Here is a 22,005-nt window from a genome sequence, read left to right on the forward strand (position 1 = left end):
CCTGCGAACCACACCTGGCTGAGCTGCTCGTCCTTGACGAAACGCTCCCTGGCCGGATCGGGTTCACCGACCGCTACGTCGCCCTCGTTCCACAACTCGGGATGAAATGTGGTTCGTTCCTCGTCCAGCGCCAGCGCCTGGCAGGCACGTGTCACCCGGTCGCGGGGAAGGGTGTGAGTGGGAAGCTCGAGCGGCCAGATGTAGCGGCTGATGCCGCGTGTCATTTCGTCGAGCGGCGCGCCATAGGCGGAGACGGTGTCCCAGACGCCGACGAAATGGACCTTTGCCACGTGCCGGTTGTCGGCCTTCTCATATTTATCCCGCAGGAACAGATCGCGGACGCCACGGAAGATATCCTCGATGCCCCAGATGGTGTGGTAGCGCTCGCGGCGATACTGGCGATAGGCCGCGCGTGCTTTCTGATCGAGTTCCTTCTCGTTTTGAGCGGTGACGAGACCCTGGTTGAGAATGAGCCCGCCGACGACGCGGATGGTGAAGGCGCCGCGGCTAAAGCCGAAGCCGAAGAGGCGATCGTTGTCGTCGCGATGGTTGCGGCAGGCGAATTTGTAGATGTCGATGACATTGCGCTTCAGGCCGATGCCGAACGCGCCGCCAAAGATCGCCCAGGGCTTGAACGAGGACGTGCCGACGCCGTCGTCGTAGAAAGCGACCTGGTCGCTGCCGGACAGGTCGAGCGCCTCGAAGGTGCGCCAGACATTGGTGCGCCAGACTTTCGCGGCGGAGTTGCCGGTCCCGTCGGACAGGAGGACGATGTTTCGGCTCATGACCGCGCCCCGCGTTGTCGGAGACAAATGCAATCTCTGGCGTCAGAGCATGACACGCGCTTTCTTCCCGGAAAAGCGATCTGGTTCACAGAGAGTCAAAAGCGATGGGATCGCCGGACGGCGGTGGACTTCCCAGGCTCTGGTGCTGGAGAAATCTGGAGCGGGCGAAGGGGCTCGAACCCTCGACCCCGACCTTGGCAAGGTCGTGCTCTACCACTGAGCTACACCCGCATCCGAATTGGCGGCGATCGCGCGCCGGCAACGGCAGAGCTATGCCAAATGCGGCCCGTGAATGCAACAGTTCGCGAACGGCCCGAACCCGCTCAGATGGTCCGATTTCAATATCAAATCGGTGCGAATCGGACGAAACCAAGTCCGAACGGCTCCTTATTCCGTCCTCGGCCGGGAACCCTGCCGCTGGTGCGTGGCGATTCGGGCTGCGAGCCGGCCGTCCGACACTCCGCCGGGACGAAGTCTTGGCCAGGACGAAGGCTTGGCCGAGCCATCCGTGAACGTGGGCTGCCACTTGCCCGGAACTTCGTCGGCATCCTGCCAATCGTCGTGGGGGCCAAGGCAGCCAATTGAAATTTCCGCACAAAGCGCCATTTTCCCGCACAGGAACTCTGAACCGCCCGTCCAGCCGTGCTAGAACGGGCCGATTTTCGAAACATCAGGCGAGGATAGAGTGACGATCATTGAGCAGGGGAGCGGACCGGCGCCGCAGGCGGCGCCCGATCTGATCAAGGAAACGACCACCCAGACCTTCGTGAAGGACGTCATCGAGGAATCGAAACGCCAGCCGGTGCTGATCGATTTCTGGGCGCCATGGTGCGGTCCCTGCCGCCAGCTGACGCCGATCCTCGAAAAGGCGGTTCGCGCCGCCAAAGGCCGGGTCAAGCTGGTCAAGATGAACATCGACGAGCATCCGGCGATTCCCGGCCAGATGGGGATCCAGTCGATCCCGGCCGTGATCGCCTTCGTGGGCGGCCAGCCCGCCGACGGGTTCATGGGCGCGGTGCCCGAGAGCCAGGTCAATGCCTTCATCGAAAAGATCACAAAAGGGGTGCCGGCCGCGGGCGAGCCGAATATCGCGGAAATCCTCCAGGAGGCCGAAGCCGTGCTGGCGGAAGGCGATGCCGCGGCCGCGGCCCAGATCTATGCCGAGGTGCTGGCGGTTGATGCCACCAACATCGCCGCGCTGGCGGGACTGGCGAAATGCTACCTGGCGACCGGCGCGGTCGAACAGGCCAGGCAGACCATCGCCATGGTTGCCGAATCGAAGCGCAACGACGCCGCGGTGAAGGCGGTGCAGGCGGCGATCGATCTGGCCGAGCAGGCCCGCGCCGTCGGCCCGGTCGCAGAGCTGGAGCAGAAAGTAGCCGCAAACCCGCTCGATCACCAGGCGCGCTTCGATCTGGCGACCGCCCTCAACGCCGCGGGCAAACGCAGCGAGGCGACCGCGCATTTGCTTGAAATCGTCAAGCGTGACCGCAAATGGAATGACGACGGCGCGCGCAAGCAGCTGGTGCAGTTGTTCGAGGCGTGGGGCGGCGCCGAAGAGGCGACCGTCGAGGGCCGAAAGCGGTTGTCGACGATTCTGTTTTCATAGCGCGTATTCCGCGACGGTGACACCGGTTTTGCGATAACAATACGCGCAGAAACATAGAGACTTCAGCCACCGGGGCCGCCGATGCCGATCAATGCCGAATATCGCGGACCCGGCGAGCTTCCCGAAGTGATTCCGGTGTTCCCGCTGCCTGGCGCGCTGCTGCTGCCGCGCGGCCAGATGCCGCTCAATATCTTCGAGCCGCGCTATCTTGCGATGGTGGACGACGCGCTTCGTGACGGCCACCGGCTGATCGGGATGATCCAGCCGGACGTGACCCATTCGCAGGACGCGACCAAACCCGCGCTGTTTCGGGTCGGCTGCGCCGGGCGCATCACCCAGCTCGCCGAATCCGGCGATGGCCGCTACATCCTCGAACTCACCGGCATCGCGCGCTTCAAGGTGATCGAGGAGGTTTCGGCGCTGACCGCCTATCGGCAGTGCAAGGTCGATTTCTTTTGCTACGCCGACGATTTCACCGCCCGCAAGGGCGAGGAGGCGGTCGACCGCAAGGCGCTGCTCGAGGTGCTGACGGATTTTCTCAAAGCCAACAATCTGAAAGTGGATTGGGAAGGCATCGAGAGTGCGCCGAATGAAGCGCTGGTCAACGCCCTGGCGATGATGTCGCCCTATGGCCCGCCCGAAAAGCAGGCGATGCTGGAAGCGCCCGACCTGAAAACCCGCGCCGAAATCCTGATCGCGGTGACCGAGATGGATCTCGCCAAGAAGCGCACCAGCGGCGATCCGCCGCTGCAGTAGCGGGCAGACATCGACCTGGCCTGTCAGTCCCGAGGCGGCGTTCCAATCGAGGCGATGGTCGCGGTCGCCAATGTCGGCGCCAGGAGCCTGTTCCGGCAGTTCAAGCAGGACCGCGGCTATTCGCCGGCCGATTTCGTCAAGCGGGTGCGGCTCAACCGCGCGCGGGAAATGCTCGAAAAATCGGGCGATGACGCCTCGGTGGTGCAGGTCGCGCTGAAATGCGGTTTCCAGAATCCCGGTCATTTCGCGCAAGATTTTCGTATCCTGTTCGGCGAACTGCCGTCGGCGACCTTGAAGCGGGCCCGCAAGTGGCAGGCTTGATGAACCCCCGGCTCCCTCTATTGGGCGTTTCTCGGCTTTGCGCAGTCGGACCGGCGGTTGCCGCAAGCGAGACAACAGGCCGTGCTCGACGAGTTGCCGTTGATGGCCACCCGCTGGCTCAAACAGTTACACCTGCGGGTCGGATATGTTAGGAGAGCGCCGCCACGCCGGAGACCGCGCATGAATTCCCCGCCCGAACGCCTCGAAGGCACCGTCGATCCAAAATTGCTGGAAATTCTGGTCTGTCCGCTGACCAAGGGTCCGCTGGAGTTCGATGACTCCAGACAGGAGCTGATCTCGCGCTCGGCCAAACTCGCCTATCCGATCCGCGACGGCATTCCGATCATGCTGCCGGAAGAGGCGCGCAAGATCGAGTGACGCAACAGGGCGAATAGGGAGTGGCGAATGGAAACGTCTGTTCGCTACTCCCTATTTCGCCATTCGCTGCCTTACAGCGCCTCGCCCTTCAGCAGCCGCGGCACCTCACCCGACAGTCCCGCGGCCTGGCGGATGAACAGGCTTTTCAGCGGCGGGGTGCGGTCGACCAGTCCGAGCCCGATATCGCGGACGGTGCGCAACAGCGTCGATTCGTTCGAGAACAGGAAGTTCAGCGAGTTGGTGGCGAGTCCCATCGCCATGGTGTCGAACCGCCGCCAGCGCTGATAGCGCTCGAGCACGCTGGCCTGGCCGAGATCGATGCCGAGCCGCGCAGCATCGACCACCACTTCGGCCAACGCTGCGACATCCTTCAGGCCCATATTGAGGCCTTGGCCGGCAATCGGGTGAATCACATGCGCGGCGTCGCCGACCAGCGCCAGCCGCTCGGCGATGAACGCGCGGGCGACGAAATAGCCGAGCGGAAACACCCGCGGTTTGTCGAGCGCCCTGATCTCGCCGAGATGCAGCCCAAAACGCCGCTCGAGCTCGCCGTGGAATTCGTCCGCGGCGAGGGCTACGATTCGCGCCGCCTCCTTGCGGTTCTCGGTCCAAACCAGCGAAGCGCGTTTTCCCGTCAGCGGCAGGATCGCGAACGGACCGGCGGGCAAAAAATGCTCTTCGGCGCGGCCGTGATGATCGCGTTCATGGCCGACGGTGACGACGATGCCGGATTGATCGTAATCCCAGCCATGGGTGGCGATGCCGGCGCGCTCGCGCAATTTCGAGCGGGCGCCGTCGGCGGCGACCAGCAGGCTGGCCTCGATGATCTTGCCGTCAGCGAGCGTCACCGTGACGCTGTCGGGACGTGAATCGAAGGTCGATACCGCGGTGGCACGCAGATCGATGCCCTCGGCTTCGCAGCGCGCAACCAGCGCATCGATCAGATGACGGTTTTCGACCATATGCGCGAAGGGTTCGCCGGGTTCGACGTCGCCCGCAAAGGTCAGGAACACCGGGCGGGTGGCGTCTTCCAGTCTGGAATCGGTGACCACCATGTCGAGGATCGGCTGCGCGGAGCAAGCGACCTGTCCCCAGACGCCGAGCGTCTCGAACAGCCGGCGGCAGGCGGCGACGATGGCGGTGGCGCGCGGATCGCGGCTCGGCCGGACGCCGAGCGCCGGATCGGCCACGATCACGGCAATATCGGCGCCGAGGCCCTGACGGAGCGCCAGCGCCAGCGCCAGCCCGGCAAACGCGCCCCCGCAGATGACAATGCTTCGCTGTGCCGGCATGGGAAACCTGTTTACTCATACTCTTGCGCTTGGAGTATAGCTGGGCGAAACAAGTTCGCCAAACAACGCCCGTTAACCCTCGTCATTCCGGGATGCGCCGCCAGGCGCAGGCCGGAATCCGTACTCCCGATTGTGGTTATGGATTCTCTGATGTGCAATTGCACATCATAGTTCGCTCGTTACACTCGCGCCCCGGAATGACGATTGTCATTTGCATCTCGACGCATTGAAAGCGCCGCCATGTCCAAAGGCCTGATTGACCTGATTTCCATCCTCGATCTCGAGCCGATCGAGGTGAATATGTTCCGCGGCAACAGCCCGAAGACGAGCTGGCAGCGGGTGTTCGGCGGGCAGGTGATCGGCCAGGCCATGGTGGCGGCATGCCGCACCGTCGAGGCCCGCCTGCCGCATTCGCTGCACTGCTACTTCATCCTGCCCGGCGATCCCCAGATTCCGATCATCTACGAGGTCGAGCGGCTGCGTGACGGCAGGAGCTATTCGACCCGCCGCGTCACCGCGATCCAGCACGGCAACGCGATCTTCTCGATCATGGTGTCGTTTCATGCCGACGAACAGGGCTCGTTCGATCACCAGGACCGGATGCCGGAGGTGCCGCCGCCGGAAAAGCTCACCGCCGAGGAGGTCGCCAAGCAGCCGATGTTCCGGGAGATGCCGGATTTCATCCGCCGTTACTACGAATCGGACCGGCCGATCGAATTGCGCCCGGTCGAACTCGGCCGTTATTTCGGTGAGAGGATCGACGACGGCCGCATCCATGTCTGGATCCGGACCGCCGCGAAACTCCCTGACGATCCGGCGCTGCACATGTGCGCGCTGGCCTATGCCTCGGACTTTTCGCTGCTCGATGCCGCGATGGCGCGCTACGGCCGCACGCTGTTCGACAAGCGCATGATGCCGGCGAGCCTCGATCACGCGATGTGGTTTCACCGGCCGTTCCGCGCCGACGAATGGCTGCTCTACGCGCAGGATTCGCCGAGCGCGCAAGCCGGCCGCGGTTTGACCCGCGGCCTGATCTTCAGGCCCGACGGCACGCTGGTGGCTTCCGTCGCCCAGGAAGGTTCGCTGCGCGAACGCCGGTGAACGGATTGACGCTTCGCCTCAGGCGGTCCGGTTGACGAGCGCGATTTGCGAGACGTACCAGCTTATATACCAGCGCAGCAGCCACGGGATCGGGATGATCAGCAGGCAACCGAAGCTGAACGCGATCGTTCGCCACAGCACATCGAGTCCACTCGCATTGAAGATGACCTCGCGTTGCGTGCCGACGATGTTGCGGAAATTCCATCGCATCCAGGCGGTCGTCACCCAGGCCCAGCCGATGATGGTGATGAAGGAAATGTACAGCAGCACGAACCAGCCGATATAGCCCAACGCGCTGCCGTCGAAGGCGATCGGAAGCCGCTGCCCGTTCGAGGCGAGATTGCCGGCGATCCAGCGAATGCTCATCCAGGACAGAAACGCCTGCACCGGGATGGCAACGAGCTGAACAATGTAGCTATCGCTCAGACCGGCATAGCTCAGAAGCCCCATCGCGACGAACACGTACCAGATGTCGCCAACCTCGCCGGTGAATGCGAAGTTCGGCCGACCCGGCACATGGATGCGCGACGCCATCCATCGGTAGAAGCTGGTCGCCGTCCATGGCGCCGGGATCACCAGCATGAGCCCGATCACGAACAGCAGGCAGCGGCCAAGCAGGGGCCACAGGTCAACGTCGATTGAAAGCGGTCCCCCGGCGTAGCCGCCCGCGCTCGCCGGCAGACCATCGGATTGCGAAATAACGGGAGGCCGGGAGCCGCCCGGTACCAGACCGGGAATGTCGCCGGCCTTCTGCCAGCCAGCCATCCCCTCGGTCCAGACCAGCGTATCCGCTCTCACCGCACCTCGGGTAATGAGGTCGCGCAACTGACCCTCCGGAAAAGGACCCTTTTGCTGGCCTTCGGACGCATAAAACCACGATCGGTTCGACATTTTTTCTAATCCCCAGAGCGTTGTGGCGGAAGCCGAGCCGGCGGGACTCGCTGGCGGGGCGAGGAAGACCGTATTCTGCGGACGAGCCCGTGGCCTGTACAGTCATTGAGGTCACGAGCCCGCGACGTTTTCCCTTACACCTGCAACTTTTTTGTGCCATTCGCCCGGAAAAATGCCAGATTTGGGCGAACGTGAAAACTACGCCCTGAAATCAGGGTTCCCCGCAGTCTTGAGAGAAATGAAGGCCTGACCATGAAACTCGTCGTCGCGATCATCAAACCCTTCAAGCTGGACGAGGTGCGCCAGGCGCTGACCGCCATCGGCGTCCACGGCATGACCGTGACCGAGGTGAAGGGCTATGGCCGGCAGAAGGGCCACACCGAAATCTATCGCGGCGCCGAATATGTCGTGAACTTCCTGCCCAAGCTGCGGATCGAAGTCGCCGTCGCGTCCGAAATCGCCGACAAGGCGGTTGAGGCCATCACCGCCGCCGCGCGCACCGGCCAGATTGGCGACGGCAAGATCTTCGTGACGCCGATCGATCACGCGCTGCGCATCCGCACCGGCGAAACCGACGCCGACGCGCTCTGACTTCAAGAGCGCGATCCGGAAAAGTGGGTACCGGTTTTCCGAAAAGATCGCGCTCAAACCGAAAGATAGAGTGGGATGAAAGGTCATCCCACTCCGAAAAATCTCAACCGCATCCGGTAACGACGCCGGGCGCACAGCAAGAAGCCACAACAGACCGGGGAATTTCCATGGGGGCGCTATCGTATCGTGCAGCGAAGCTGGCTGCGCTCGTCAATGTTGCGACGATCTTCGGGCTGGCGACGCCGGCTCTTGCCCAAACGTCCGACATCAACGCCGCCGATACCGCCTGGATGATCGTCGCAACGGCGCTGGTGCTGATGATGACGATCCCGGGGCTGGCGCTGTTCTATTCCGGCATGGTGCGCAAGAAGAACGTGCTGGCGACGATGGCGCAGAGTCTGGTCACGGTCGCGACCATCTCCATCCTGTGGGTGACGTTCGGCTATTCGCTGGCGTTCATCGGTGACGGTCCGTGGCTCGGCACGCTCGACCGCTGGTTTCTTGCAGGCATGACGATGGACGGCGTCAATCCCGCCGCGAAGACCATTCCGGAAGCGCTGTTCATGCTCTACCAGATGACGTTCGCGATCATCACCGTGGCGCTGGTGGCCGGCTCCGTCGCGGACCGGATGCGGTTTTCCGCCTATATCCTGTTCTCGACCGGCTGGTTCGCCTTTGTCTATGTTCCGCTCGCGCATTGGGTGTGGGGCGGCGGCTTCCTCGCGGCCATGGGCGTGCTGGATTTTGCCGGCGGTCTCGTGGTGCATCTTTCCGCCGGTATCGGCGGACTGGTCGCGGCGAAAGTGATGGGCCGGCGTCACGGCTATGGCAGCGAAAACCTTGCGCCGTTCGACTTGTCGCTCGCGGTGATCGGCACCGGGCTGTTGTGGGTCGGCTGGTTCGGCTTCAACGGCGGCTCGGCGCTGGCGGCGAATTCACGCGCCGTGATGGCGATCGTCGCCACCCATCTGGCGGCCTGTGCCGGCGCACTGACCTGGGGCGCGATCGAATGGGTGACCCGGCGCAAGCCGTCGGTGCTCGGCATGATTTCCGGCGCCGTCGCGGGCCTTGGCACGATCACGCCGGCTTCCGGATTCGTCGCGCCGTGGCACGGCATCGTCATCGGCGTGGTCGCGGGTGTGTTCTGCTACTGGGCCTGCACCTGGCTGAAGCAGCGTCTCCAATATGACGATTCGCTCGACGTGTTCGGCGTCCACGGCATCGGCGGCATGACCGGCACCCTGCTTGCCGGAATATTTGCGGCCAGCGCCATCGGCGGCACCTCCGGCCTGATCGAAGGCCATCCGCAGCAGGTGTTGATCCAGTTGTACGGGATCGCCGCTACTCTGGTGTGGTCCGGCGGTGTGACCTATGCGCTACTCAAGCTGGTAAGCGTCTTTGTGCCGCTGCGCGTCTCGCCGCAGCAGGAGCTGGAAGGCCTCGACATCTCGCAGCACGGCGAAGCGCTCCAATAAATCTACATCTAAATACCGTCCTCCTGCCTCGCCGCTGGGCAGAATTATGTCGGCAGCCTGCTGCGCCCATTTGTTAGGCAGGCGTGACTATGTTTTGGGCGCGACGGATTGGCGCAGCCGGGGGCTTTTCCCGCAGAGCGCGAAAAGGGACGGATTCATAGTCCGTTAGGGAACAGGTCCGGTCTGGCACGGCATTTGATTCTAACGGTCCTGGCTGTGCCCGCGTAGTGAACTTCTCCGCGTGGTGGACCTCAGTCGAAAGAAACTCCCGGTCTGTCTGCACCGGGCCCAAGCGGGGATAGGACCCATGAAAATTGTTATGGCGATCATCAAGCCATTCAAGCTCGAAGAAGTCCGTGACGCCTTGACCGCCATTGGCGTTCACGGTCTCACGGTAACGGAAGTCAAAGGCTATGGCCGACAGAAAGGCCATACGGAAATCTATCGCGGCGCCGAGTACGCCGTGAGCTTCCTGCCCAAGATCAAGCTCGAGGTCGCTGTCGCCTCGGAGCAGGTCGACAAGACCATCGAAGCGATCACCTCGGCGGCGAAAACCGGACAGATCGGCGACGGCAAGATCTTCGTCATCAACCTCGACCACGCGGTTCGCATCCGCACGGGAGAGGCGGATGCCGCCGCACTCTGATTTCGCGCTCAACCATATCCACTCAGGAGTAAACCAAATGACGTTCAAGCGTCCCTATAGCGCGGGATTGGCGGCCCTCGCAGTCGGCCTGTTCGCCGCGACCGCTGCCTACGCCGAGCCAACCGTCAACAAGGGCGACAATGCCTGGATGCTGACATCGACGGTGCTGGTGCTGATGATGACGATTCCCGGTCTTGCGCTGTTCTATGGCGGCCTGGTCCGTTCCAAGAACATGCTCTCGGTGCTGATGCAGGTTTTCTACACCGTCTGCATGGTCACCGTGCTCTGGGCGCTGTACGGCTACAGCCTCACCTTCACCGGCGGCTCCGACTTCATCGGCGGCTTCTCCAAGGCGTTCCTGTCGGGCGTGACGCCGGATTCTAAGGCGGCGACCTTCAGCATTGACGCCAACATCTCCGAGCTCGTTTACGTCTGCTTCCAGATGACCTTCGCGGCGATCACCCCGGCTCTCATCGTCGGCGCCTTCGCCGAGCGGATGAAGTTCGCGGCGGTCGCGCTGTTCATTCCGCTGTGGGTGACGTTGGTCTATTTCCCGATCGCCCACATGGTCTGGTACTGGGCCGGACCGGACGCGATCTCGGATGCGGTCAAGGCGCTGGCCGCGGCGGGTGATGCGGCGGCGAAGACGGCCGCCCAAGCCAAGCTCGATGAAGTCAACGCCGACGCCGGCTGGATCTTCAAGAAGGGCGCGATCGACTTCGCCGGCGGCACCGTGGTGCACATCAACGCCGGTATCGCCGGTCTGGTCGGCGCGCTGTTGATCGGCAAGCGCACCGGCTACGGCAAGGAGCTGATGGCGCCGCACTCGCTGACCATGAGCATGATCGGCGCCTCGCTGCTCTGGGTCGGCTGGTTCGGCTTCAATGCCGGATCGAACCTGGAGGCCTCCGGCGGCGCCGCGCTCGCCATGACCAACTCGTTCGTCGCAACCGCGGCGGCGGCGCTGGCCTGGATGTTCGCGGAGTGGATCATCAAGGGTCATCCCTCCGTGCTCGGCGCGTTGTCGGGCGCGGTGGCGGGGCTGGTGGCGGTGACACCCGCGGCCGGTTACTCCGGCCCGATGGGCGCGATCGCGCTCGGTCTCGTGGTCGGCGTGGTCTGCCTGTTCTTCTGCACCGTGGTCAAGAATGCGCTCGGCTATGACGACTCGCTCGACGTGTTCGGCGTCCACTGCATCGGCGGAATCATCGGCGCGCTCGGCACCGGCATCCTGGTCAATCCGGCGCTCGGCGGCGCCGGTATCATGAACTACGAGACCGGCAAGATCGCCGACTACGACTTCGTGGCCCAGATGACGTCGCAGAGCTGGGGCGTCGCCACCACGCTGGTGTGGTCGGGCGTGGTTTCGGCGATCCTCTACAAGATCGTCGATGTCATCGTCGGCCTGCGGGTCAACGTCGAAACCGAGCGCGAAGGCCTCGACGTCACCGAGCACACCGAGCGCGCCTACAATATGTGAGTTCTCCCGGGGCGCGGTCTCCCCGCGGTCGCGCCGCAACTCCGGTTCGGGCACATACCCGGCAATGCCCTGACCGTTGAGGGGGCTCCAGCGCAAGCTGGGGCCCCCTTTCTTTTTTCCCATAGCGTTTTCGAGCGAAAGCCTGCCCCGCACCCGATGCGGGATGGGCACCGGTTCGCGTGAGGAAAACGCGTCAAAATAAGGCCGGTGCCCCCGAAAAACCGGTTGCCAAACCCCGCGCGAGGCGTCGAAATGCCGCAAACAGGGCAGGGGAGAGCGTCATGAAACTGGAAGGCGGATGCTATTGCGGCAAGGTGCGCTATGTGGCCGAGGGCGAGCCGATGATGAAGGCGCAGTGCCACTGCCGCGAATGCCAGTATATCACCGGCGGTTCGACCAACATGTTTCTGCTGATGCCGATCGCCGGCTTCAAATATACCAAGGATACGCCCAGGCAATTCAAGCGCAGCGATCTGGAGCGCGCCGTGACGCGGGAGTTCTGCGCCGAATGCGGCACGCATGTCGTGACGCGGCCGCCGGGCCTGCCTGCCGTGGTGATCAAGGTCGGCACGCTCGACGATCCCAGCCTGTTCGGCGGCCCGCAGATGGCGATCTACACCATCGACAAGCAGCCCTATCACCACCTGCCTGAGGGCATGCCGAGTTTTGAGCGGCTGCCGTCGCGGTAGCAGGCGCTGTCTAGCCTTCACTCTCCGGCGCAATCAGCGTCACCATCGGAAAGTAATTTCGATAGCGCCTCACATCACGCGTCAGCAGCGGTAGCCTTTCCACCTCTGCGTGGGCGCCGATGAAAAAATCTGGCAGCACGCCGGTGCGAACGCCACCTGAGTTGCGGTACCGAACAAAAGCTTTTCCGGCGAGGAAGAGCGCCGTCCGCGGTATCGGCGCAAAGGTTATGCCTGCGTCTGCCAAGGCAGCGTCGAAATCTTCGATACTTGGAAAGCGGATCGATGTTTCAGCCAGGATAACGTCGTTGACGATCAGGGGGCCGCGCCTGGCGGCATTCTCAAGCTGCGCGAGCGCCCATTCCCACCAGATCGGGGTTTTGGTGAAAACGTCGAGCAGGACGTTCGAATCCACCAGCGTCACGGGACTATTCTCCGCGCGTCATCGCCATGATCTCGTCGGTAGAAGGACCCGGACCCGCGATGCCGACCAGCTTCGCGAAACGGCTCGGCTGGCTCGTGCCACCGGCTTTTTCGATCACGACGCTTCCGTCTGCAGCACGGCGGAATTCGACCTTGCTGCCGGCTACAATCCCCAGATGATCGCGAACCGGCTTTGGAATTGTGACTTGACCCTTGCTGGTAACCGTCGTTGCCATCGTGAGTCTCCAAAAGTAATACCTCATCATGATATGGTAATACCGCACAAATTGTCCAGTCACCCTTCGGGCCTGAAAACGGGAATTTCCCGAACGATTTCATCGCTGATTCTACTGTCCAGTCTCATCTAGAAAAATATTCCTATTTCCATCGGACCCAAATCAGTCCTAGAACCCGGTATCCCGTCCCCCACGAGGGGCGCTCGCGATCGTCACGGACGTTGGGGTGGGATGCGGTGGACGCGGCAGCGACGGGCGCGAAACGGGATCGCAGGGCGGGTTTCGATCCGTGAGCGGTAAACGGCGCGCAGACGACCGGCGCTGCTTCCGAATTCGTTAAAGCTTCGGCGGACGGGTACCAAGCCTGGCGAAGCCTCTTGGCGAAGACGGGTCGCGTACGGCAAAAGCGTGTGGTCCTGGCGCCCGTTGCTGGCGTCAAGTTCGCGAAGACAGATCGGCCCAACCGGGCGCGGATTCCGTTGCTAATTCGCGGACGACGGTGACAAGACGAATTCGTCGCCGGGGAGAGTACGCCATAAGCCGTTCAAACCATTGCGCAGGGAAGGTCGGATGCCCCGGCTGATACCTGTATGCTCGTGCGCGCATTCTACCGCATTTTTGCGCACGAGACCGCGGGTGCCAGCCAGCCCGGCCTTCCCTGCGCCCTCTGATTTCAGGGGGCGGAGATTTCAGCAACAACCCGGGCCCCTCGCGCCGTGGGGCCGCGAGCGCATGTCATGAGGCCGCCATCACCAAGCCAATGCTTCGCGCGAATGCATGCCCGACGGCCGGCCGCGCCGATCGATCCATTCTTTCTCCGCGCAGGAAAATCAGGCAAAATCGCCGCCGGCTTCGATGGTTAATCGCGTCTTAACCTCGCCGTATCTATGGTGGTTTGATCGGTTTCCGGTCGATCATTTGGGCTCCTCGACCGCTTTGAAAGTGCTGGCGCTTCAGACATGGCAATGACCGCTCCTTCCGGCGTGGCGCAGGGCGCCGGCAATGTAGCGCCGGCCGGTCAGGCCGAGCGCTCGCCGTTCGCCAGGACCACCGAGCTGTTGGCCTCGTATCAGCCAGCCAAGCCATTGATTACGCTATCATTGGGGGAGCCGCAGCACCCGGTGCCGGACTTTGTCGGCCCGGTTCTGGCCAGCCATATCGCCGAATTCGGCCGCTACCCCTTGGCCCGGGGCATCGAGCCGTTCCGGCGCGCCGCGGCGAGCTGGCTTTCGACCCGGTTCCACCTGCCGCGGGCGATCGATCCCGAGCGCGAAATTTTGGTCTTGAACGGCAGCCGCGAGGGCCTGTTCTTCGCCGCGATATCGGCCGCTCGTTATGCCGGTGCGCGCAAGGGAAAACCTGCGATCCTGATGCCCAACCCGTTTTATCCGGCCTATGGCGCCGGCGCCCGCGCCGCCGGATGCGAACAGATCTATCTGCCGACCACGCTTGCCAACGGATTTTTGCCGGATCTCGACACGCTCGACGACGCGACGCTGGCCCGGACCGTTGCCATCTTCATCGCCTCGCCCGCCAATCCGCAAGGTTCGGTCGCCTCACGCGACTATTTCCTTCGCCTGAAGAAGCTGGCCGACCGCTTCGGCTTCATGATCCTGAGCGACGAATGCTATTCGGAAATCTACACCCGGGATGCGCCGGGCAGCGCGCTGGAATGCGCCGGACCCGACTTTACCAACGTGGTCGCGTTTCAATCGCTGTCGAAGCGCTCGAACCTGCCGGGCATGCGCGTCGGCTTTGCCGCCGGCGATGCAAGATTTCTCGACCAGTTTCACGAATTGCGCAACGTCGCCGCACCGCAGGTGCCGGTGCCGCTGCAGCATGTCGCGGTCGCCGCCTATAGCGACGAGGCCCATGTCGAGGAGAATCGCCGGCTTTACCGGATCAAGTTCGACCTTGCCGACCAGATCCTCGGCAATCGCTACGGTTATCGCCGGCCGGCCGGCGGCTTCTGTGTCTGGCTCGATGTCTCCTCGCGCGGCGGCGACGAAGCCGCGACGGTGAAACTCTATCGAGACGCCGGCGTGCGCGTGATCCCCGGAAGCTATCTGGCGCGACCGCAGGATGACGGCAGCAATCCCGGCGCCGGCTACATCCGCCTCGCGCTGGTGTCGGACGGCGAATCAACAGCCGAGGCGTTGCACCGGCTGGTCGAAACTCTGGATTAGTCGCAGGGCCCGATGAGCATGCCAGCGATCGAACGTGTCATTCCCCTGGTCGGCCAGTTGCCTTCGGCGATCCGCGAGGCGCTGGCGCGGCGGTTGCGCGAACTCGCGGGACTGAGCCTGATCGCGGCGTCCGGCGTGGCGGCAGCCGCGCTGATGACGTGGTCGGTGCAGGATCCAAGCCTCAGCCACGCCACCTCGCGCCCGATCCGCAACATCGTCGGCTATCCGGGCGCGGTCGGCGCTGATCTCCTGATGCAGATCCTCGGCCTTGGCGCGATCATGCTGGTCCTGCCGGTGGCGGTATGGGGCTGGCGCATGCTGACGCATCGCGGTTTCGACCGCGAGGCGCTGCGGCTCGGATGCTGGATTCTGTGCACCGTGATCGCGGCGGGCTTTGCCAGTTGCTGGCCGCATGGCTGGGCCTGGCCGCTGCCTACCGGGCTTGGCGGCGTGGTCGGAGACGCGCTGGTGCGCGCGCCGGCTGTCGTGTTCGGCCCCGTGGGCCTGGTCTACCGGCTCGTGCTCGGAACGATCCTGTTCACGGCGATGCTGGCGACCTTCCCGTTCGCGAGCGGCTGGGGTTCGCGCGCCAGCGACGAAGAACTGACCCCGATCGCGGACGACGACGCGCCCTTCGAGGAAGACGAGCGCAGCTCGGTCTCGCTCGGCTGGATGTTTCATGCGCTGATGAGCGCGAAGGCCCGGCTGGGGTGGCTATTGACGACGGCATACCGCTCGCTGGTTGCAAGTTCGCCGCCGCCCCGCGCGTTTTCGTTCGAACGCCAGGAGCCAAGTCTCGGCGGCCGCTCGCATGCTGAAGAAGATTTCGAGGATGAGGACGAGGACGAGGAGGACGACGAGGCGCCCGCCGCCCGTAGCCCGCGCAGGAAAGCGGCGCCGCGCGCCTCGGGGCGCAAATCGTCCGACAAATTCGAACTGCCTTCGGTATCGGTATTGACGGCGCCAAAGGCTTCCGATCGGCAGCCGCTCAGCAAGAGCGAACTGGAAGCCAACTCGCGCGCGCTGGAGGGCGTGCTCGGGGATTTCGGCGTGCGCGGCGAAATCGTCAAGGCCCACCCCGGACCAGTGGTGACGCTGTACGAGCTCGAGCCCGCGCCCGGCATCAAATCGTCGCGCGTCATCGGCCTTGCCGACGATATCGCCCGCTCGATGAGCGCGCTGTCGGCCCGCGTTGCCGTGGTCGCCGGCCGCAACGCCATCGGCATCGAACTGCCGAACGCCCATCGTGAAAAGGTCTACCTGCGTGAATTACTGACGACGAGAGACAGCAACGAATCGGTTGCCAAGCTGCCGCTTTGCCTCGGCAAGAATATCGGCGGCGACGCCATCATCATCGATCTCGCGCGCACCCCGCATATGCTGATCGCCGGCACCACCGGCTCGGGCAAATCGGTGGCGATCAATACCATGATCCTCAGCCTGGTCTACCGCTTGAGGCCCGACCAGTGCCGCCTGATCATGGTCGATCCGAAGATGCTCGAACTCTCGGTCTATGACGGCATCCCGCATCTGCTGACGCCCGTCGTGACCGACCCGAAGAAGGCGGTGGTGGCGCTGAAATGGGCGGTGCGCGAGATGGAAGAACGCTACAAGAAAATGTCCAAGCTCGGGGTGCGCAACATCGACGGCTACAACGCGCGCCTGGCCGAGGCCAGAGGCAAGGGCGAGGAACTGACGCGCACGGTGCATACTGGCTTCGACAAGGAAACCGGCAGGGCGATCTATGAGGAAGAGAAGCTCGACCTCGATCCGCTGCCCTACATCGTCATCATCGTCGACGAAATGGCCGACCTGATGATGGTCGCCGGCAAGGACATCGAAGGCGCGGTGCAGCGGCTGGCGCAGATGGCACGCGCCGCCGGCCTGCACGTGATCCTCGCCACGCAGCGGCCCTCGGTCGACGTCATCACCGGCACCATCAAGGCGAACTTCCCGACCCGGATCTCGTTCCAGGTCACCTCGAAAATCGACAGCCGCACCATCCTCGGCGAGATGGGGGCCGAGCAGCTGCTCGGCCAGGGCGACATGCTCTATATGGCCGGCGGCGGACGCATCAGCCGCGTGCACGGCCCGTTCGTCTCCGATGAAGAGGTCGAAAAAGTCGTGCGCCATCTCAAGACGCAAGGCTCGCCGGAATATCTCGAGGCGGTCACGGCGGAAGAGCCGACCGATGAGGACGGCGCGGTGTTCGATTCCACCGGCATGGGCGGCGACGGCGGCGGCGACCTGTTCACGCAGGCGGTTGCGATCGTCAAACGCGACCGCAAGGCCTCGACCAGCTACATTCAACGCCGGCTGCAGATCGGATATAACCGCGCCGCATCGCTGATGGAGAGGATGGAGCTCGAGGGCATCGTCGGTCAGGCGAATCACGCCGGCAAACGCGAGATTCTGGTCGAGGAAGAAGAAGGCCGCTTCTGAATTGGCGCGATATTTTCACGGAAAAACGATATCTCCTTGGCTATGAAGCGCGATAGAATGGTAATGGCGAAGCGGCACGACGCCTTGAAAAGAGATCCGAAACATCGAATGGCAAAACGACAAACTCTTCGTGGCATCCGTTACGGGCTGGCGCTGCTCATGACCGCTTCCATCGCCGGCGGCGCGGCCCCGTCGGCCGCGCAGAACGTTCCGGTTCCAAAGCCCGCGCCAAAAAGCCGCGATGGCATGCCAATCGGCGGACCGGACCCGCAGAAGGGCGGGGTGACGACCGGCACCACCCAGGCGCCGCCGAACCCGGTGATTCCCGACCCACGCCGCAGCGCGCCGGCCAACATCTTCGCCAGCTTCGATGCGAACCAGAAGGCGCAGGCCGCCAGGGTGAGCAGCTATCTGTCGTCGCTGCAGACGCTGGTCGGGAATTTCGTCCAGGTCGGGCCCGACGGCAGCAAGACCAAGGGCGATTTCTACATCCAGAAGCCGGGCAAGGTGCGTTTCGAATACGACGCGCCGAACCCGATCGCGATCATCGCCGACGGATCGGCGCTTGCGGTGCGCGACCGCAAGCTTGCGACCCAGGATATCTATCCGCTGTCGCAGACGCCGCTGCGGTTCCTGCTGTCGGACCGCATCGACCTGCTGAAGGATACCAACGTCGTCAACGTGACCGCCGACGATGTCTTCATCAGCGTCACCATCGAGGAAAAGCAGGCGCTGATCGGCACCAGCCGCCTGATGCTGATGATTGGCGCCAAGGACGGCCAGCTCAAGCAATGGACCGTGACCGACCCGCAGGGCTACGACACCACGGTCGCGGTGTATAATCTCGACACCACCAGGAAGGTCGATCCCGGGCTATTCAAGATCGACTTTACCAATTATCTCAGCCCGCCCGGCTGATCCCAAAGCGCGTGTTCCCGTCCTTGCCTGTGGAGAACGGACAACGACGGCTTGAACCGTGGTAATAGCCGGTTCCCATGCGCTTCTCCCTGACAACGTGGAATATCAACTCGGTGCGCCTGCGCATCGATCTCGTGGCCAAATTCATCAAGTCGGCACGGCCGGACGTGCTCTGCCTGCAGGAAACCAAATGCATCGATGACGCGTTTCCGCTGAAGCGTTTCAAGCGCCTCGGCTATCAGCACGTCGCGCTGAACGGGCAGAAGGGCTACCACGGCGTCGCCATCGTCTCGAAGCTGCCATTCGAGAACAGGGATATCCGCACCTTTTGCGACAAGGCCGATTCGCGTCACATCTCGGTGGCTTTCGGCGAGAAGGCGCGGCTTTCCAAGCCGCTGGTGCTGCATAATTTCTACGTTCCGGCCGGCGGCGATATTCCGGATCCCGCGCTCAATCCGAAATTCGAGCACAAGCTGCGTTTTCTCGACGAGATCAGGGCCTGCGCGCCGCTGCATCCGCGCGGCGACGACCGGCATATTCTGGTCGGCGATCTCAATGTTGCGCCGCACGAGAATGACGTGTGGTCGCACAAGCAATTGCTGAAGGTCGTGTCGCATACGCCGATCGAATGCGAGAAGCTGTTGGCCGCGCAGGCACACGGCGAGTGGTTCGACGTCGCGCGCGAACGGATCCCGCTCTCGGAAAAGGTCTACACGTGGTGGAGCTATCGCGCCGCCGACTGGACCGTGGCCGACCGCGGCCGGCGGCTCGACCACATCTGGGTCTCCCGCGCGCTCAAGGATAGCGTCAGTGATTTCCGTATCAGCCGCGACGCCCGCGGCTGGGAGCGGCCATCGGACCATGTGCCGGTGACGGTGGTGCTGGAGGTTTGATCCTGCTCTTGTCTCGACGCGTTTTCTTCACGCGAGCCGGCGTCCACCCCCGGATCAAGTCCGAGGGCATGCTTCGCTTGAAAACGCTATCATCAGCTACCGAGCTTTGCGCCGGCCATCAGGATGTCGCTGGCGAGCTGGCTGGAGCGGGCCGCCATTTCGTCACGCAGCCGGCGCGCCGCGGCAGGGTCGCTTTCCAGCACGCGCTGAAACAGGCTGCGCGCAACACGAATCACCGAGGATCGCTCGAGCGCGATCGCGCTCGACGGCCGCCGCATCGCCACGATCATCGCAAGCTCGCCGATCAGGGCGCCTGGACCCGCAACGATCTCGGCGCCGCCATCCTCGACACGGAACGCGCCGCGCCGGACGATGTAACCTGCGTCGGCTTCGTCGCCGGCGTTGAAAAGCTGATCGCCCCGATCGAAATCGCGCTGTTCCGAACCGATCGCCAGCATGCGCAACGCGGTATCGCCCAACAGACGCAGTGTCGGGACCCGCTGCAGCAGGGCTACGTCATCTTCGATCGACATACCGGACCGGCGAGGGGGGTGCGCAAACGGCGATGAATCGTGGCGCGAATCGTATCACGGCACCAGCTTGTAGCCACCGGCTTCCGTCACCAGGATCTCCGGGTTGGCCGCATCCTTTTCAATCTTCTGCCGCAGCCGATAGATGTGGGTCTCCAGCGTATGGGTGGTCACGCCCGAATTATAGCCCCAGACTTCCTGCAGCAGCGTCTCGCGCGACACCGGCAGCTGGCCCGCGCGATAGAGGAAGCGCAGGATTGCGGTCTCCTTCTCGGTCAGCCGCACTTTCCTGGCATTGGCGCCGGTCAGCATTTTGGAGCCGGGCCGGAAACTGTAGGGGCCAACGGAAAAGACCGCGTCCTCGCTGGCTTCGTGCTGACGAAGCTGCGCCCGAATCCGGGCCAGCAGTACTGCGAACCGGAACGGCTTGGCGACATAATCATTGGCACCGGATTCGAGCCCAAGGATGGTGTCCGAATCGCTATCGTGCCCGGTCAGCATGATAATGGGAGCCTTGAAGCCGCCCTTGCGCAAGGAGCGCACGACTTCGCGGCCGTCGGTATCCGGCAGGCCCACGTCCATCAGCACGAGATCGGGAGAATTGGCCTTGGCCGCGCTGGCGCCCTTGGCGCCGGTATCGACCGCGGACGCTTCGAATTCCTCATGCAGCGATAGTTGCTCGACCAGCGTATCGCGCAGATCGGTATCGTCATCCACGATCAGGATCTTGCGGGCATTGGCCATAGGTACGATCCTTGTGAGGCAGGCGGCGGACTCCAGCGGGAGTGTTTTGAGTCCGAGACGTGGTAGCTGGATTCGTATTCAGTTAAGCGATTGTTACGGATTCTCAAGGCGAGGGCAGTCTATCCCACAATCGGCAGGCATTTGGGTGAAATGTCCGGTAATGGAATCAACTCGCCAGATGGAACGATCCTGGCAGGCCAGCCGACCCTTGTTTGCGAATGATTCTCATGGAAAGTATATATTTTTCAATCACTTATGCGAAGGATGTGCGTGATCGGCCGCTCTCGGCGATCCGGGTTCACCCCGCCGCGGGTAACCCGTGCCGGGGCTGGTTGACCGCGGATGGCTGGACCGTTCCGGTGGCGCTGGGCCGCGGCGGTATTCTCGCCAACAAGCGCGAAGGCGATGGCGCGACGCCCAAAGGCACCTTCCGCCCGCTGTGCTTGTGGTGGCGCGCCGACCGCCATCCGCGCCCGCGGACCTACCTGCCGATCCGCCCGATCCGGCCCGAGGACGCCTGGTGCGAAGACCCCAAGGACCGCCACTACAACCAGCCGATCCGGCTCGGCCGCGACAAGGCCGGCGACCGGCTCACCCGCGACGATCATCTCTACGACTTCATCGTCGAAATCGACCACAATAGCGCGCCGCGCATCGCCGGCCGCGGCAGCGCGGTGTTCCTGCACCTGGCGCGCACCAATTTCTCGGCCACCGCGGGTTGCGTTTCGATGACGAAATCCGCGATGTTGCGGTTGTTGCGGCGGATGAGCCGGCGGACCAGGATCATCATCGGCTAAGGCCGCTCTCGGGAATCACTGCCATGCTCGACCACAACCAGATCGCCGCGGCGTCAAAGACCCTGAACGACCATTGGCGCGCCGGGACCAAGTTCGGCGGCCTCGAAGCTTCGCTGCGGCCGCGCAACCGCGCCGAGGGCTACGCGATCCAGGGGGAAATCGAAAAATACTCCGCCGGAAGATTATTCGGCTGGAAGATCGCGGCGACCAGCGCAGCCGGCCAAAAACATATCAATGTCGATGGCCCGATGGCAGGGCGCATCCTGCCGGAGACGGTGATCCCCGAGGGCGGCACGGCTTCGATGGCCGGCAATGAAATGCGCGTCGGCGAGCCGGAATTTGCCTTTCGCATGGCAAGGGACCTTGCCCCGCGGTCATCGCCTTATGCCGTGCAGGAGGTTCTGGACGCGGTCGACACGCTTCATCCCGCGATCGAGATTCCCGATTCGCGTTTCACCGATTTCGTCAGCGCGGGCGCCGCGCAGATCATCGCCGACAATGCCTGCGCGCATCTGTTCGTTCTCGGTCGGCCGACCACCGCGAACTGGCGCGCACTTGATCTGATCGAGCAGAGGCCGGTCATCACGCTGCGCGGAAAGCGGTATCTCGGTCACGGCAGGAATGTGCTCGGCGATCCCCGCGTCGCGTTGGCCTGGCTTGCCAATGAACTGCGCGCGCTCGGCGTGACGCTGAAAGCAGGCGAGGTGGTGACCACGGGAACCTGCCATCCGCCGCTGCCAATTCAATCCGGCGATTTGTTCGAGGCAGATTTCGGTGCGCTGGGAAAGGTGTCGGTGGCGTTTCGCTAGACTCTTTCCACGTCAT

General features: G+C 63.4%; 23 protein-coding genes and 1 tRNA gene. 16 read left to right on the plus strand and 8 right to left on the minus strand.

The features are described from left to right. Together WCE35_RS02565 and WCE35_RS02570 are read right to left on the minus strand one after the other, a co-directional pair. Window positions 1-785, minus strand: a 785-nt coding sequence (locus tag WCE35_RS02565) for a phospholipase effector Tle1 domain-containing protein (RefSeq protein WP_424591773.1), incomplete at its 3' end; no start/stop codon positions are given. 156 nt (window positions 786-941) lie between these two features. After that, a tRNA-Gly gene (locus WCE35_RS02570) sits at window positions 942-1,016 on the minus strand. 454 nt (window positions 1,017-1,470) lie between these two features. Between WCE35_RS02570 and trxA the strand changes: the two genes are divergently transcribed. The 4 genes from trxA to WCE35_RS02590 all read left to right on the plus strand — a co-directional run bounded on the left by trxA (window position 1,471) and on the right by WCE35_RS02590 (window position 3,849). Further along, window positions 1,471-2,394 carry a thioredoxin gene (trxA, locus tag WCE35_RS02575; RefSeq protein ID WP_424591774.1) on the plus strand — a complete coding sequence of 308 codons (924 nt, stop codon included), beginning with the start codon at window positions 1,471-1,473 and terminating at the stop codon, window positions 2,392-2,394. Between the two features lie 81 nt (window positions 2,395-2,475). Then, complete coding sequence (locus WCE35_RS02580; RefSeq protein WP_424591775.1) at window positions 2,476-3,150, plus strand: LON peptidase substrate-binding domain-containing protein; 675 nt, start codon at window positions 2,476-2,478, stop codon at window positions 3,148-3,150. 54 nt (window positions 3,151-3,204) lie between these two features. Next, window positions 3,205-3,471 carry a helix-turn-helix domain-containing protein gene (locus tag WCE35_RS02585; RefSeq protein ID WP_424591776.1) on the plus strand — a complete coding sequence of 89 codons (267 nt, stop codon included), beginning with the start codon at window positions 3,205-3,207 and terminating at the stop codon, window positions 3,469-3,471. A 180-nt stretch (window positions 3,472-3,651) separates the two neighbouring features. Beyond that, window positions 3,652-3,849: a Trm112 family protein gene (locus WCE35_RS02590; RefSeq protein WP_424591777.1), complete on the plus strand. Its 198-nt coding sequence runs from the start codon at window positions 3,652-3,654 to the stop codon at window positions 3,847-3,849. A gap of 71 nt (window positions 3,850-3,920) precedes the next feature. Here the strand turns inward: WCE35_RS02590 and WCE35_RS02595 are convergent, their stop codons facing one another. Next, entirely contained in the window at window positions 3,921-5,141 is a 1,221-nt protein-coding gene (locus WCE35_RS02595; protein WP_424591778.1) for a ubiquinone biosynthesis hydroxylase, read from the minus strand. Window positions 5,142-5,381: 240 nt separating this feature from the next. Here WCE35_RS02595 and tesB point away from each other — a divergent pair, with 240 nt between their 5' ends. Further along, window positions 5,382-6,242 carry an acyl-CoA thioesterase II gene (tesB, locus tag WCE35_RS02600; RefSeq protein ID WP_424591779.1) on the plus strand — a complete coding sequence of 287 codons (861 nt, stop codon included), beginning with the start codon at window positions 5,382-5,384 and terminating at the stop codon, window positions 6,240-6,242. A gap of 18 nt (window positions 6,243-6,260) precedes the next feature. On the opposite strand, the gene WCE35_RS02605 is transcribed toward tesB, so the two are convergent. Then, a complete protein-coding gene (locus tag WCE35_RS02605; protein WP_424591780.1) occupies window positions 6,261-7,133 on the minus strand; it encodes a DUF4339 domain-containing protein in 873 nt (290 codons plus the stop codon). Window positions 7,134-7,385: 252 nt separating this feature from the next. Between WCE35_RS02605 and WCE35_RS02610 the strand changes: the two genes are divergently transcribed. The 5 genes from WCE35_RS02610 to WCE35_RS02630 all read left to right on the plus strand — a co-directional run bounded on the left by WCE35_RS02610 (window position 7,386) and on the right by WCE35_RS02630 (window position 12,014). Then, window positions 7,386-7,724 carry a P-II family nitrogen regulator gene (locus WCE35_RS02610; RefSeq protein ID WP_424591781.1) on the plus strand — a complete coding sequence of 113 codons (339 nt, stop codon included), beginning with the start codon at window positions 7,386-7,388 and terminating at the stop codon, window positions 7,722-7,724. Between the two features lie 167 nt (window positions 7,725-7,891). After that, window positions 7,892-9,199: an ammonium transporter gene (locus WCE35_RS02615; protein ID WP_424591782.1), complete on the plus strand. Its 1,308-nt coding sequence runs from the start codon at window positions 7,892-7,894 to the stop codon at window positions 9,197-9,199. A gap of 307 nt (window positions 9,200-9,506) precedes the next feature. Continuing rightward, window positions 9,507-9,845, plus strand: a complete 339-nt coding sequence (locus WCE35_RS02620) for a P-II family nitrogen regulator (RefSeq protein ID WP_424591783.1) — start codon at window positions 9,507-9,509, stop codon at window positions 9,843-9,845. 37 nt (window positions 9,846-9,882) lie between these two features. Next, window positions 9,883-11,325, plus strand: coding sequence for an ammonium transporter (locus WCE35_RS02625; protein ID WP_424591784.1), 1,443 nt, complete (start codon window positions 9,883-9,885; stop codon window positions 11,323-11,325). Window positions 11,326-11,606: 281 nt separating this feature from the next. Next, the gene (locus WCE35_RS02630; RefSeq protein WP_424591785.1) at window positions 11,607-12,014 is read left to right on the plus strand and encodes a GFA family protein; all 408 of its coding nucleotides are present in this window, start codon (window positions 11,607-11,609) and stop codon (window positions 12,012-12,014) included. A gap of 10 nt (window positions 12,015-12,024) precedes the next feature. On the opposite strand, the gene WCE35_RS02635 is transcribed toward WCE35_RS02630, so the two are convergent. Together WCE35_RS02635 and WCE35_RS02640 are read right to left on the minus strand one after the other, a co-directional pair. Then, window positions 12,025-12,435 carry a type II toxin-antitoxin system VapC family toxin gene (locus WCE35_RS02635; RefSeq protein WP_424591786.1) on the minus strand — a complete coding sequence of 137 codons (411 nt, stop codon included), beginning with the start codon at window positions 12,433-12,435 and terminating at the stop codon, window positions 12,025-12,027. Window positions 12,436-12,439: 4 nt separating this feature from the next. Beyond that, window positions 12,440-12,670 (minus strand): AbrB/MazE/SpoVT family DNA-binding domain-containing protein, encoded by a 231-nt coding sequence (locus tag WCE35_RS02640; RefSeq protein WP_424591787.1) that lies wholly within the window; start codon window positions 12,668-12,670, stop codon window positions 12,440-12,442. 965 nt (window positions 12,671-13,635) lie between these two features. Between WCE35_RS02640 and WCE35_RS02645 the strand changes: the two genes are divergently transcribed. The 4 genes from WCE35_RS02645 (at window position 13,636) to WCE35_RS02660 (ending at window position 19,109) form a co-directional block, all read left to right on the plus strand. Further along, window positions 13,636-14,856 carry an aminotransferase class I/II-fold pyridoxal phosphate-dependent enzyme gene (locus WCE35_RS02645; RefSeq protein WP_424591788.1) on the plus strand — a complete coding sequence of 407 codons (1,221 nt, stop codon included), beginning with the start codon at window positions 13,636-13,638 and terminating at the stop codon, window positions 14,854-14,856. Between the two features lie 12 nt (window positions 14,857-14,868). Then, complete coding sequence (locus WCE35_RS02650) at window positions 14,869-17,298, plus strand: DNA translocase FtsK (protein WP_424591789.1); 2,430 nt, start codon at window positions 14,869-14,871, stop codon at window positions 17,296-17,298. A gap of 108 nt (window positions 17,299-17,406) precedes the next feature. Next, the gene (locus tag WCE35_RS02655; RefSeq protein WP_424591790.1) at window positions 17,407-18,216 is read left to right on the plus strand and encodes an outer-membrane lipoprotein carrier protein LolA; all 810 of its coding nucleotides are present in this window, start codon (window positions 17,407-17,409) and stop codon (window positions 18,214-18,216) included. 77 nt (window positions 18,217-18,293) lie between these two features. Beyond that, window positions 18,294-19,109, plus strand: coding sequence for an exodeoxyribonuclease III (locus WCE35_RS02660; RefSeq protein WP_424591791.1), 816 nt, complete (start codon window positions 18,294-18,296; stop codon window positions 19,107-19,109). Window positions 19,110-19,201: 92 nt separating this feature from the next. Here WCE35_RS02660 and WCE35_RS02665 read toward each other — a convergent pair whose 3' ends face one another. Next, window positions 19,202-19,642: a cyclic nucleotide-binding domain-containing protein gene (locus WCE35_RS02665; RefSeq protein WP_424591792.1), complete on the minus strand. Its 441-nt coding sequence runs from the start codon at window positions 19,640-19,642 to the stop codon at window positions 19,202-19,204. A 54-nt stretch (window positions 19,643-19,696) separates the two neighbouring features. After that, entirely contained in the window at window positions 19,697-20,383 is a 687-nt protein-coding gene (locus WCE35_RS02670) for a response regulator transcription factor (protein WP_424591793.1), read from the minus strand. Window positions 20,384-20,610: 227 nt separating this feature from the next. Here WCE35_RS02670 and WCE35_RS02675 point away from each other — a divergent pair, with 227 nt between their 5' ends. After that, window positions 20,611-21,180, plus strand: coding sequence for a L,D-transpeptidase family protein (locus tag WCE35_RS02675; protein ID WP_424591794.1), 570 nt, complete (start codon window positions 20,611-20,613; stop codon window positions 21,178-21,180). Between the two features lie 23 nt (window positions 21,181-21,203). Next, on the plus strand, window positions 21,204-21,989 hold the full coding sequence (locus WCE35_RS02680; RefSeq protein WP_424591795.1) for a 2-keto-4-pentenoate hydratase: 786 nt from the start codon (window positions 21,204-21,206) through the stop codon (window positions 21,987-21,989). Window positions 21,990-22,005: the final 16 nt, after the last annotated feature.

This window comes from Bradyrhizobium sp., assembly GCF_049691595.1.
Taxonomy (GTDB): domain Bacteria; phylum Pseudomonadota; class Alphaproteobacteria; order Rhizobiales; family Xanthobacteraceae; genus Bradyrhizobium.